Genomic DNA, 12,329 nt, shown 5'->3' on the forward strand with positions numbered 1-12,329 from the left:
TTAAGGCTCAATGTGTTCAACCCCACCCATGTAAGGGCGAAGGACTTCTGGAATGGTCACAGAACCGTCTTCATTTTGGTAGTTTTCAAGGATGGCTGCTACGGTGCGACCAACTGCCAAGCCTGAACCGTTGAGGGTATGGAGAAGCTTGACCTTGCCATCCTCATCGCGGTAGCGGATTTGGGCACGACGGGCTTGGAAATCTTCTGTATTTGAACAGCTGGAAATTTCACGGTAGGCATTTTGGGCTGGAATCCAGACCTCCAAGTCATAGGTTTTAGCCGCTGAGAAGCCCATGTCGCCTGTGCAGAGGGCAAGGACGCGGTAAGGCAGTCCCAGTTTTTGCAGGATATTTTCGGCATCAGCGGTCATTTTTTCCAGTTCGTCGTAAGACTCTTCTGGCTTGGCGAATTTGACCATCTCTACCTTGTGGAATTGGTGGAGGCGGATGAGACCGCGGGTGTCACGACCGGCAGAGCCAGCCTCAGAACGGAAAGATGGGCTCATAGCAGTGAAGTAGATTGGCAGGTCCTTGCCGTCTATGATTTCGTTGCGGTAGAAGTTGGTCAGAGGGACTTCAGCTGTCGGAATCAGCACCAGCGGACGCTCGTCGTCTGCGATTTCAAAGGTGTCTTCCTTGAATTTAGGATACTGCCCAGTCCCAAACATAGAGTCACGATTGACCAAGTATGGGGTGATGATCTCTTGATAGCCTTCGGCATTGTGCTCGTCCAGCATGAAGTTATAGAGGGCGCGCTCCAAACGGGCTCCAAGGCCCTTATAGAAGAGGAAGCGGCTACCTGTGACCTTTGCGCCACGCTCCCAGTCCAGGATATCCAGGTCTTCGCCTAGATCCCAGTGGGCTTTTGGCTCAAAGTCAAATTCACGCGGTGTGCCCCAGCGGCGCACTTCCACGTTGTCTTCCTCATCTGCACCGATAGGAACGCTGTCATGCGGTGTGTTTGGAATGGTGGTGATGATGGCTGTCACCTGTTCTTCGATCTGGGCAAGCTCAGCGTCAACACTTTTGATTTCCGCAGATAGGGTTTGCATGGCAGCAATCTTGTCATCGGCTGCCTCCTTATTGCGTTTGGCCTGGGCAATTTCTGCAGAAACGGTGTTGCGCTCGGCTTTTTTTTCCTCGGCGATCACCAGCAGTTCGCGGCGCTTTTCGTCCAAGTCCTTTAGGCTGGCAATGGTAGTTGCTTCGACCCCACGGCTGGCTAATTTGTTAGCGACGCCGTCAAAGTCCGCGCGGATTTTTTTAATGTCTAACATGGGATGTCCTCCTTGATAAAAAATAGGCACAAGTAACCTGCTGGAGCGTTGTCTAACGCGGTTCCATCCAGCTTCGCACTTGTGCCTTGATTGATATTGAATTGTCTACACGGTAGAATTTCATCTGTCTTTCCTATCTGCTCACAGCTACCGCAGACTTTCTGAAAGAAAAGGACAAACTACTTATCCGTTAAGGGTATTATACCTGAAAGGGATTAAAATGTAAATAGATAGAGAGCAATTAATAACATTTTATAGGCTAAAATTTTTCCGAAATATTTCTTTGAAAACGCTTGACAAACGGGAGGTTGGGACAAAAGTTCTGCTTCGCTTAATGAAGGATATAGCAGTTTAACGCCGTTTAATGTTGATTTTCTGTGGGCGTAAGATGAAAAGGGCAAAATAACAGACCGAACCAGTGAGCTCGGTCTGTTTATAGTTTATACTCTTTGAAAATCAAAGATAGCCGTTGTCAACTCGCTTCGATGAACTCCAGTTCTATCATCAGCTTCCTTTCCTAGGCTAGAATGATTTTCTTTGAGCATTAGTAATGTTGTTATTCATTGTCTACATCAGGAGTTGCAATAGAAGGAGTTTCTGATGTTTTGAGGGCGCGTTGCACATCTTCCATCTCGCGTTTGATGTGCTTTAATTGACGGGCATTGGCCATATTCTTGGGAAAGGCCAAAAGAAATTGGATCAGCATCCCCAAAGCTACCGAGACCAAGATCAGAAGGATAAGCGGCATGCGAAAATACCCAAAGAGATAATTCACTTCGACATACTGACGGTTAGCAAGAGCCAGTGCAGCAGTGGTGATAATGGTGAGGATCAATAAAATAATGGTTAAATTCTTTTTCATGCCTTTATTATAAAGGAATCGCTGGAAAAAAGCAAGCTGCCGTTTTTAAGAAGACGTCTTATAAAATTTGAGTGAAGGAAGGTTTAGAAATTGACTAGTCACGACTGAGATGCCACCGTAGAGGGTGGCCTCGTCTTCTAGGGTGCTGATGGTGAGTGAGACATCTTTGGTAAAAGTGCTCTTGAGATTTTCCTGCAGCAGGGTAAGGTAGTGGGGATTTTTTTTGTAAATAGAGCTATTGATGATGACAACTTCGGGGTCATAGAGCATGATGAGGGTATTGAGGCCGATAGCCAGCTCAGCAGCCTTTTCTTCGAGTAGATTTAGGGTAAACGCATCCTTTTCGAGCAGGCTCTTAGTGATCACATCAGAATTGACATCTGACAGGCCCTTGTGTGAAGCATAGGCGTCATAGATGGCCTTGTTTGAGGCATATTTTTCCAAACACCCCTTGTTACCACAAACGCAAGGAATCCCATCTCGATAGAGAATGGTGTGGCCGATTTCACCAGAATGGCCATGGGCTCCAGTCTGGAGCACTTTATCCTGGACAATGCCAACCCCGATACCACTATGAATACTGACGCTGATAACGTTATCTTCTTCTACCCGGAAGGTGTATTCGCCTAAAGCCGCTAGATTGGCCTCGTTTTCGATGTAGATGGGGAAGGAGAATTCCTGACGGAGGGCATCGTAAACCTGAGTCCCTTGCGCATCGTAAAAGGGAGAAAACTGGATATTATTATTGACCACGATACCGTGAATGGCCACACTGAGGCCAACAATGCCATGAGGGGTGTCAGGGAGTGAGGGAATCACTTGCTTGATAATGCCTACAATACTAGGGATGATAGTAGTGGCATCAATGGCTTGCTTTATCTTTTGGGAGTGGATGGTTGTACCATCAAGATAGGCTACCATTAGACTGACGTAATTGTAGCCAACATCAACGGCTAAAGCCAGACCAGCATGGGCATTGAAGGTTAAGTAAATCGGCTTTCGCCCTCCCGTTGAGCTTGATTCGCCAATGCCTGATTCGAAGGTTAATTGTTTTTCAATCAAGTCAGTGATGATTGAAGAAACGGTTGCCTTATTGAGCTGAGTGTAACTGGCGATATCCGCGCGTGAAATGGGTTGGTGTTCAATAATCGTGTTGAGGACAAGCGACGCATTCTGTTCTCGTATCAAATATTTATCTGTAATCATAGCAAAACCTCCTGCCTTCTATATCAGTTTAACCTAAGTTATTCAAAAAGCCAAATTTTTTTCTTGAAAACGCTTGACAAATGCTTGAGATAGTTTTATACTATCTATGTAAGTTAGTTTACCATACTAACAAACTAAAATCAAATTTTATTCAAAGGAGAAAAACAGATGGTTTATTTTCCAAATGTAGAAAAGATTCAATATGAAGGCAAGGGAACTCAAAATCCTTATGCTTTTCGCCACTATAATCCTGAGGAAGTGGTAGAAGGGAAGACCATGCGTGAGCATTTGCGTTTTGCGCTTGCTTATTGGCATACAATGACTCAGGATGGCTCGGATCCTTTTGGTGATCCAACGAACCAGCGGACTTGGTTTGGTGAAACACCTCTTGAAACAGCTCACAACCGTGTGGATGCTTTCTTTGAAATCTTGGAAAAATTAGATGTTGACTACTTCTGTTTCCATGATATTGACATTGCACCAGCTGGGGATTCACTGGAAGAATTCTTTGCCAACCTTGATGAGATTACAGACCATATCAAGGAAAAAATGGAAGAAACTGGCAAGAAGTTGCTATGGAACACGGCCAACATGTTCTCACACCCACGTTTCAACAACGGTGCAGCTTCTACCAACAACGCGGATGTTTATGCCATCGCAGCGGCTCAAGTGAAAAAAGGCTTGGACATCTCTAAAAAGCTCGGTGGTGAAAACTATGTCTTCTGGGGTGGTCGTGAAGGCTACGAAACCTTGCTCAACACCGATATGAAATTTGAGCAAGACAACATTGCACGCTTGTTCAAAATGGCCATTGCCTACGGTGAAAAGATTGGGCATAAACCACAGTTCTTGATTGAACCAAAACCAAAAGAACCATCAAAACACCAATATGACTTTGATGCAGCGACTACCATGGCCTTTATCTTAAAACATGGTCTGGAAGGGGATTTCAAACTCAACCTTGAAGCCAACCATGCGACCTTGGCTGGTCATACTTTTGAGCATGAATTGAATGTAGCGCGTGATTATGATGCCCTTGGCTCAATTGACGCCAACCAAGGGGATGTGCTTCTGGGCTGGGATACCGATGAATTCCCAACTAATGTCTACGATACAACCTTTGCCATGCTTCAAATCCTTGACAATGGCGGTATCGCACCTGGTGGCATCAACTTCGACTCTAAGGTTCGCCGTTCATCTCATGAAATGGATGATCTTCTCTTTGCCCACATCGCTGGTATGGATACCTTTGCACGTGGCTTGAAAGCGGCAGCTAAATTGCGTGAGGATCGCTTCTTTGAAGACTTGAAAGAAAAACGCTATGCGAGCTTCCGTGAAGGCATCGGTGCAAGCATCGTCGCAGACAAGGAAGACCTTGAAAGCTTGACAGAATACGCGCTCAAGCATGATGATCCAAAATTGGAATCCAGCCATATCGAACTGGTCAAGTCACAGTTGAACGATTACTTATTCTAACGACCGACAGGGAGTGGGGCAATCCCGCTCCCTCTTTTAACACAAAAGAAAGGCAGACATAAAGGGGAATCGACCTAGGGAGGTTTTCTCTTTACTCTTGGTATTATTGCAATGGCTTATGTTTTAGGAATTGATTTGGGGACCAGTTCTTTAAAAGGACTTTTAGTAGATCGAACAGGAGCAGTAGTGGCTCAAGCTTCTGCAGACTATGACGTGGTTCATGCTCAGCCAGGCTATAGTGAGCAGGATCCAAACGATTGGCTCAAGGCCTGTGATAGCGTCTTGAATGAATTGGCTGAGAAGGTAACAGATTTTACCAGCGAATTGGAAGGCATTAGTTTTTCAGGGCAGATGCACAGCTTGGTTCTCTTGGATGAGAATCAGGAGGTCTTGCGCCCAGCTATCCTGTGGAATGACACACGAACAACGGCTCAATGCCGCCGTATTGAAGAGGTTTTGGGCGACCGCCTCTTGGGCATTACTCGAAATCTGGCTCTGGAAGGTTTTACACTTCCGAAGATTCTTTGGGTTCAGGAAAATGAACCTGATATTTGGCAACGTGCACGTCAAATTCTCTTGCCGAAAGATTATTTGAGCTTCTATTTGACAGGCGACTACCATACGGATTTTTCAGATGCAGCAGGGACTTTGCTTTTAGATATTGAGAAGAAAATCTGGTCTAAAGAAGTAGCAGAAGCTTTTCAGATTCCACTAGACTATCTACCAAAAGTTGTATCAGCTTCAGACTGCATTGGCACTATTCAGTCAGAATTGGTAGAGCGTTTTGGCTTCAAGAGAGACGTTAAGGTCTTTGCGGGCGGTGCAGATAATGCTTGTGCAGCTGTTGGCGCGGGTATTCTCTCGAGCGATATTGGCATGGCAAGTATTGGGACATCTGGAGTCTTCCTGTCTTACGAGGGCCAAGGAAGCCCAGATTATCAAGGGAAACTGCATTTCTTCAACCATGCCGTTGAAGGCACCTACTACTCTATGGGGGTTACCTTAGCTGCTGGTCATAGCCTGGACTGGTACCGCAAGACCTTTGCTACAGAGCAAGGTTTTCCAGAGTTACTGGCGCCGATTGCAGCTATCCCTGCAGGTAGCGAAGGGCTCTTGTTCACTCCTTATCTGGTTGGGGAACGCACCCCGCATGTGGACTCTCAGGTGAGAGGTAGCTTTATTGGGATTGATGCGATTCACACCAAGGCGCACTTCACACGGGCAGTTTTAGAAGGGATTACCTTCTCTTTGAAAGATTCGCAACGCCTGATGCAGGAGGTTGCAGGGAAGCGTTTCAAACGTATCGTCTCTGTTGGTGGCGGCGCTAAAAATAAGGACTGGTTGCAAATGCAGGCAGACATCTTTAATGTGGAAGTGGTCTCCTTGACGGCTGAACAGGGACCGGGTTTGGGTGCGGCCATGTTAGCAGCCTACGGGTCTGGCTGGTTTGAGACGATCCAAGACTGTGCCTTGCAATTTGTGTCATACACCGATGTAGTCTCTCCGCTTCCCGAACGTGTGGCAGTTTATGAAGAAGCCTATGCCCGCTATCGTGAGATTTACCCAGCAACGAAGGGAATCTAGTATGAAAGTAGAGATTGTTCCTTTTGGAAGCTACGGAGGCAAGGACTTCGTTGAAATCCTGATAACCAATAAGCAGGGGATCCGCATCGGTTTTTCGGACTTGGGTGCCAGAATTAATCGTTGGGGAATCCCAGTTCAAGGCAGCGGTTATGAAGAGATCGTTTTGGGACACGAAAATGCCCAGGAAGCTTTTGAATCCAATTATTATTACGGGGTGACAGTGGGGCTTGTTGCTGGGCGTATCGCAGAAGGGCGCTTTACCCTTAACGGCAAGACCTATCAATTGTCCCAAAATGATGGCCGTCATCATCTGCACGGCGGTTTAGAAGGTTACGACCTCCAACAGTTTGCCTATAAGATCGAAGAGACCGCTGAAGCAGTTACCGTAATCTTCTGTTTACATACTCCAAAGATCGAGTACCCTGGCTCTGTAGCTGTTGAAGTCAAGCATCGTTTCACGGATGATAATGTATGGACGATTGCATATAAAGGCGAAGCAGAAGAAACGACGCTCTTTAACCCAACCAATCATGTCTATTTCAACCTAAACGGCAACAATCAAGACAGTGTCTTGAATCACGAGATGACAATTAAGGCTTCACATTATCTGCCCTTAGACCAAGAAGCCATTCCCTTGGGCATAAAAGAAAAGGTTGATGGGACTCCGTTTGATTTGAGGGAGGGCAGACGATTTGGGGATCTATTGGATAGTCAAGATCCGCAGTTTAGCTTGATGAATGGCTTTGACCATCCTTTTATCTTGGATACACCTGGGACGGCAGAACCAGTTGCTCAGCTTAACTGTCCAGATAAGAAGCGATTACTGGAAGTCTATACGACTAGCCCAGCCATGGTGGTTTATACCCACAATAAGGTAGGTGATCCCCTATCCATCTGGGGCCACCCGCTGAAAACTCATGCAGGCATTGCCTTGGAGACCCAGGAAGCACCAGATGCCATTAACCAACCTGACCTTGGCACTATTGTCTTGGAAAAAGGCCAAATTTATACTGGAGAAACCAGTTATAAGTTGCTATTGCACGAAAAGCAAGGGAGCTCATGACGACACAGTTTGATCTATAAGAATACTGAAACAAAGTAGACACCTGGTGGCGTGCAGCCAACGATATTTCAGCTGCCAAGATGGACGAAACCGTCAAGTTCCACAAAGATACATCCGTGAACACGGAGACGCCATCCCAGAAGTCCAAAACTGGAAATGGGAAAATATTAATAACTAGCAAAAAAGATAGAGCCCTCCTACTCTATCTTTTTAGGTTTCAAAGTTGTTCAAATAAGGGATAGATTGGTTTTAGGGGCGGAGTTTTTGTAGTTCTTGAGCTCTAATCGCCCGCTATTTTTTCTTACCAAACCAATTCTTAATGGTCTGAATTAAGGTTGGCAGTTTGACCACCTTGTCGTTTCCGAGTTGCTCTCTAGCTATTTTGAGGATTTTGCCAGAGTCCTTGCTGGCAAAGAGAAATTTACCACTGTCAGTGTAAATTTCAAAGTGGCGACTGATGGATTTGCCAGAGACGTTGGCCCCCATCTCAAGGATATTGCTCCAAGGGATTTGGATAAACTGTTCAACATTGGCATCAGGATAAAATTCAATCGCCTGATCGCCAAGGAGAAATTTACCGACCTTGCTACCGAGGCCAGTATAGTAGACGCCGGTTGTGTGTAGGAGGACTGTTTTATTAAGAGATTGTGCCATGGGGATCTTTCTAATCTTTTTGTTACAGTATACCATAAAGAGGCTGGGACAAAAGTCCTAACCTCTCAATTCTTTTTGAATCGTCAAGCAAGACGCAGTGGCTGAGTGGTCTCTAATACACTGATTTCATCAGCTTTTACAGCCCTACTCAACTGTGCGGAGGTGGGACGACAAAATTGAATTCTGACGAATTACCGATTTTTGTCTCACTCTCTTTGAGGATTACATGATACCAGCTACACGTGCTAAGATACCAACGATAAACAAACCGATGATGATGGTGATTGGTGAAACTTTTTTCTTGAGCAACCACATGCAGAGGAAGACCAACAAGACGTTCATGAAGCCTGGAATCAGACCCTTCAAGTTGTCTTGAAGGGTGGTGACCTTCTCAGGAGTTTGTGATAGTCCAGCACCAACCTGTTCAAAGGCTTGACGAATCCCTTCGCCACCTTCTGGTAATTTGTCCCAGTGGATATAAGCTTTTTCATCTAGAGGAACGCGGGCAACAACAGTTGTGAAGCCGATGCTAACCCAACGTTGGGCCAAAACAGCCAAGATGAACATCCCAAGGATTGATGCTCCTTTGGTGATGTCTTGGAGAAGACCACCTGACATGTCTTTGGTGATTTCCTTACCAGACTTGTAACCAAACTCTTGGGTATACCAGAGGAAGGCCATACGAATCGCGTTCCAAGCCACGAAGAAGATGATTGGACCAAGGATATCGCCACCAGCAGCCATAGAGGCACCGAGGGCACCGATGATTGGACGAACAGTAAACCAGAAGACAGGATCACCGATACCGGCCAAAGGTCCCATCATACCGATCTTCACCCCTTGGATCGCTGCGTCGTCGATGTCAGCACCAGCAGCACGCTCTTCTTCAAGGGCTAGGGTTACACCGAGGATTGGTGCAGCCACGTATGGGTGGGTGTTAAAGAATTCCATGTGGCGCTTAAGGGCAGCGGCTTGGTCTTCTTTTTTAGTGTAGAGTTTTTTGATAGCTGGGATAATAGCATAGGCCCAACCCATGTTTTGCATCCGCTCATAGTTCCATGAGGCTTGCAAGAATTGAGAACGCCACCAGATTTTCTGACGGTCAGCTTTTGTCAACGTCAATTTTTCAGTCATGAGAGTTCTCCCTTCTAGTAATCTTCTAAGATGTCGCCGATTGGGTCGCCAGAGCCAGAAACTGCACCGCCGTTACCACCTTTTTTAGACAAGTTGAGGTAGATGAAGGCAAGAGCAGTACCGATAGCACCGAGGGCGATCAAGGTCAAGTCGTTGATGGCTGCAAAGGCAAAACCAAGGGCGAAGAATGGCCACACTTCACGGGTTGCCATCATGTTGATAACCATGGCGAAACCAACGGCTACAACCATACCACCGCCGACTTGCATACCGCCTACCAACCAGTCAGGCATAGCTTCAAGAGCAGCTTGAACAGCAGCAGCAGGAATAGCTAGAAGGGCAGCAGCAGGGATAGCAATACGTAAGCCTTGCAAGCAAAGAGCGATGATGTGGAGACGCTCGATCGCAGCGAAATCGCCACGCTCAGCAGCAGCGTCCGCACCGTGTACCAAACCAACAGAGATAGTACGAACAATCATGGTCAAGAACAGACCAGCAACAGCAAGAGGAATGGCGATACCACCAGCGACTGAAATCGCAGCAGGTGAGAAGTCGCCACCCTTCATCAAGATGATGGCCGCCGCAACAGAAGCAAGCGCCGCATCCGGAGCTACCGCAGCACCGATATTGGCCCAACCAAGAGCCAAGAACTGAAGCGTACCACCGAGCATAACACCGGCAGTCAAGTTACCAGTTGCAAGACCGATCAAGGTACAAGCAATAATAGGTTGATGGAATTGGAATTGGTCAAGAATCCCTTCCATACCAGCTAAGAAGGCCACGATCACGACCAAAATAGCAGAAATCAATGAAATATCCATGATAGATTCTTCTTTCTTTTATATTTTTAGTGAACATCTCTAGGAATCAAGTATGATGATGTGAGATGTACTGGCTCACCCCTTGATGATAGATCAAGCGGGAGAGATTTTCTAAACGGTCACTCTTTTACAACTTGGCTTTCTTAATCAAGTCAAAGAGGTCTTTCTTAGAATCGTTTGGCACCTTGCGGACGTCAAATTTCACGCCAAGGTCACGCAACTCTTCGAAGGTTGCCACGTCTGCTTGGTCCATTGACAAGGCATTTGTGACCAGAGTTTTACCTGTTGAGTGGGCCATTGAACCAACGTTTAGAACTTCGATTGGCACCCCACCTTTGATGGCTTCCAGAGCTTCTTGAGGGGTTTCAAAGAGGATAAGGGCCTTGGTATCCCCAAAACGTGGGTCTTTAGCCGCTTCGATCAATTTGCGAATTGGGACAACGTTGGCACGCACACCGTTTGGTGCGGCCTGTTTGATCAGCTGTTTACGCAATTCATCACCAGCAACCTTGTCAGATGCCACGATGATGCGATTAGCCTTAGAATCTGGTGTCCAGGCTGTCGCTACCTGACCGTGCAAGAGACGAGTGTCGACACGCGCCAAATTGATTTTCAATTTGCCATCACCGATGACTGTTCCTTCTGGAATAGCAGCTTGAGGGGCTTGTGCTACGGCAGTAGCAACGACCTCTTCGGGTTGCAATTCTTCAGGCAGTACTCGGATACCGTCTTTTGATTCTTTGATGATGTTGGCAGCAACTTGTGCCACACCAGCAGTTGCGTCCATCAAGCGCTCTGTGTAGGCTTGAATCAGCATTGGTAAGTTGAGACCTGTGATGATAGCGAATTTGCGTTCTGGACGTTCGCCCATAACACGACTAGCTTGGTTGAATGGTGACCCGCTCCAAAGGTCGGCCAAGACTAGAATTTCATCATCAGCATCAAATGTGTCAATAGCAGTTGCAATTTTAGCATAGAGATCATCTGGACCTTCGCTTGGCATGAATGTCACAACTTGGACTTTTTCTTGCTCGCCGAAAATCATTTGACCTGACTGATGAATGCCTGCAGCAAACTCGCCATGACTTGCAATAATGATTCCGATACTCATTATTGACTCCTCCTTAATGATTTTTGTTTTTTAAAGGTTGTTTGCCTTTAAAAATACATCTTCAAGTATAAGGCGCTTTCAGGTAAATGTCAATGATTTTTCAATTTTTTATAACAAATTCACCAAACTTTTACCAAAAATTAGTAAAAAATGAGAAAAATGTCAGTAAATAAAAAATAAATGGGGAGTGTTGGCGCTTTAAATTGGGATAGGACACTAGGCAAAAAGAAAAACGAACGACATCATCGGTCGTTCGTCAGAGTGCGATTGTTTCTCGCTCGTTTTCTTAAAGAAACAGCCGTTGAAGTTGCCTAGCCACACCGTCCTGGTCATTGGTCCACTCGATCTGCTGGTCAGCAAAGGAAAGGAGGTCACTATTGGCATTTTGCATGGCGAAGCCTGTCTCAGCAAAGGCAAGCATTTCATCGTCGTTCATCTCATCACCAAAAGCAATTAGCTGGGAGCGATCCATATTGAGATTTTTTAACAGTTGCTTGAGGGCGTAAGCTTTGTTTACCCCTTCCGGTGCGCATTCTAAGATATTCATCGGACCGCCCCAAGTGCTGACAGTTAGCTGATTGGGGTAGATGGCTTCCATTTCTTCAGCGAGGGCGTATTTATCCTGATGGCGGGTCTGCATGAGGACGACATTGGGAGACTTGGTAATCTTATCGATTTTGAGCTCTGACCCGTCCTCAATGGTTTCAACATCAAAGAGTTCGGGTGCAATCTTGTGACGATTGGTGTGGGTCACATAAAAGGATTTCCGGTATTCTCCAGCGATAAAATCAGCCTGCCAGTCTTCCTCACGTTTGACAATATCGAGAAAGACAGCCTTATCGAGGAGGCGCTCGTGTTCAAAGGCCCATTTTTGACCAGGAATATGGGTCAGGGCCCCATTGAAGTTGATCATAGGCCCGGTCATGCCTAGTTCTTTATAGTAATGATGGGCCATGCGAAAAGGGCGGCCAGTTGTGATGACAACTGTATGGCCGAGACTTTCAATGTCTTTGAGAATTTGCTTGGAAAACTCTGAAATTTGACTAGCAGAGTTGAGCAAGGTTCCGTCTAAATCAATGGCAATTAATTTCTTCTTCATAGGGTTTATTGTAGCACATTCTGTCTAAAATACCAAACCGA

At 46.1% G+C, this 12,329-nt stretch carries 11 protein-coding genes; 3 read left to right on the top strand and 8 right to left on the bottom strand.

Annotated features, from left to right (window positions below):
* From serS to ABID29_RS00475, 3 genes are all read right to left on the bottom strand, one after another.
* Positions 1 to 1,278, bottom strand: a complete 1,278-nt coding sequence (gene serS / locus ABID29_RS00465) for a serine--tRNA ligase (protein ID WP_354363654.1) — start codon at positions 1,276 to 1,278, stop codon at positions 1 to 3.
* 556 nt (positions 1,279 to 1,834) lie between these two features.
* Positions 1,835 to 2,140: a LapA family protein gene (locus tag ABID29_RS00470; RefSeq protein WP_354363656.1), complete on the bottom strand. Its 306-nt coding sequence runs from the start codon at positions 2,138 to 2,140 to the stop codon at positions 1,835 to 1,837.
* 45 nt (positions 2,141 to 2,185) lie between these two features.
* Positions 2,186 to 3,346: an ROK family transcriptional regulator gene (locus ABID29_RS00475; RefSeq protein ID WP_354363657.1), complete on the bottom strand. Its 1,161-nt coding sequence runs from the start codon at positions 3,344 to 3,346 to the stop codon at positions 2,186 to 2,188.
* A gap of 168 nt (positions 3,347 to 3,514) precedes the next feature.
* On the opposite strand from ABID29_RS00475, the gene xylA reads away from it, so the two are divergent.
* The 3 genes from xylA to ABID29_RS00490 all read left to right on the top strand — a co-directional run bounded on the left by xylA (position 3,515) and on the right by ABID29_RS00490 (position 7,469).
* Complete coding sequence (xylA, locus tag ABID29_RS00480; RefSeq protein ID WP_354363658.1) at positions 3,515 to 4,822, top strand: xylose isomerase; 1,308 nt, start codon at positions 3,515 to 3,517, stop codon at positions 4,820 to 4,822.
* A gap of 111 nt (positions 4,823 to 4,933) precedes the next feature.
* Positions 4,934 to 6,406 (top strand): xylulokinase, encoded by a 1,473-nt coding sequence (xylB, locus tag ABID29_RS00485; protein ID WP_354363660.1) that lies wholly within the window; start codon positions 4,934 to 4,936, stop codon positions 6,404 to 6,406.
* Position 6,407: 1 nt separating this feature from the next.
* Complete coding sequence (locus ABID29_RS00490; protein ID WP_354363661.1) at positions 6,408 to 7,469, top strand: aldose epimerase family protein; 1,062 nt, start codon at positions 6,408 to 6,410, stop codon at positions 7,467 to 7,469.
* Positions 7,470 to 7,760: 291 nt separating this feature from the next.
* Here the strand turns inward: ABID29_RS00490 and ABID29_RS00495 are convergent, their stop codons facing one another.
* The 5 genes from ABID29_RS00495 to ABID29_RS00515 form a co-directional block, all read right to left on the bottom strand.
* A complete protein-coding gene (locus ABID29_RS00495; RefSeq protein WP_354363662.1) occupies positions 7,761 to 8,123 on the bottom strand; it encodes a DUF956 family protein in 363 nt (120 codons plus the stop codon).
* Positions 8,124 to 8,345: 222 nt separating this feature from the next.
* The gene (locus ABID29_RS00500) at positions 8,346 to 9,257 is read right to left on the bottom strand and encodes a PTS system mannose/fructose/sorbose family transporter subunit IID (RefSeq protein ID WP_354363663.1); all 912 of its coding nucleotides are present in this window, start codon (positions 9,255 to 9,257) and stop codon (positions 8,346 to 8,348) included.
* 14 nt (positions 9,258 to 9,271) lie between these two features.
* On the bottom strand, positions 9,272 to 10,081 hold the full coding sequence (locus ABID29_RS00505) for a mannose/fructose/sorbose family PTS transporter subunit IIC (RefSeq protein WP_354363736.1): 810 nt from the start codon (positions 10,079 to 10,081) through the stop codon (positions 9,272 to 9,274).
* A gap of 124 nt (positions 10,082 to 10,205) precedes the next feature.
* Positions 10,206 to 11,189, bottom strand: coding sequence for a PTS sugar transporter subunit IIB (locus ABID29_RS00510; RefSeq protein WP_354363665.1), 984 nt, complete (start codon positions 11,187 to 11,189; stop codon positions 10,206 to 10,208).
* A 286-nt stretch (positions 11,190 to 11,475) separates the two neighbouring features.
* A complete protein-coding gene (locus ABID29_RS00515) occupies positions 11,476 to 12,288 on the bottom strand; it encodes a Cof-type HAD-IIB family hydrolase (RefSeq protein WP_354363666.1) in 813 nt (270 codons plus the stop codon).
* Positions 12,289 to 12,329: the final 41 nt, after the last annotated feature.

Source organism: Streptococcus rupicaprae (assembly GCF_040545225.1).
GTDB classification, from domain to species: domain Bacteria; phylum Bacillota; class Bacilli; order Lactobacillales; family Streptococcaceae; genus Streptococcus; species Streptococcus rupicaprae.

Coding starts and splice junctions, on each gene's coding strand:
- ABID29_RS00490 (WP_354363661.1), top strand. CDS start 6,408: ATGAAAGTAGAGATTGTTCCTTTTGGAAGCTACGGAGGCAAGGACTTC.
- ABID29_RS00510 (WP_354363665.1), bottom strand. CDS start 11,189: ATGAGTATCGGAATCATTATTGCAAGTCATGGCGAGTTTGCTGCAGGC.
- ABID29_RS00500 (WP_354363663.1), bottom strand. CDS start 9,257: ATGACTGAAAAATTGACGTTGACAAAAGCTGACCGTCAGAAAATCTGG.
- serS (WP_354363654.1), bottom strand. CDS start 1,278: ATGTTAGACATTAAAAAAATCCGCGCGGACTTTGACGGCGTCGCTAAC.
- xylA (WP_354363658.1), top strand. CDS start 3,515: ATGGTTTATTTTCCAAATGTAGAAAAGATTCAATATGAAGGCAAGGGA.
- ABID29_RS00515 (WP_354363666.1), bottom strand. CDS start 12,288: ATGAAGAAGAAATTAATTGCCATTGATTTAGACGGAACCTTGCTCAAC.
- xylB (WP_354363660.1), top strand. CDS start 4,934: ATGGCTTATGTTTTAGGAATTGATTTGGGGACCAGTTCTTTAAAAGGA.
- ABID29_RS00495 (WP_354363662.1), bottom strand. CDS start 8,123: ATGGCACAATCTCTTAATAAAACAGTCCTCCTACACACAACCGGCGTC.
- ABID29_RS00470 (WP_354363656.1), bottom strand. CDS start 2,140: ATGAAAAAGAATTTAACCATTATTTTATTGATCCTCACCATTATCACC.
- ABID29_RS00475 (WP_354363657.1), bottom strand. CDS start 3,346: ATGATTACAGATAAATATTTGATACGAGAACAGAATGCGTCGCTTGTC.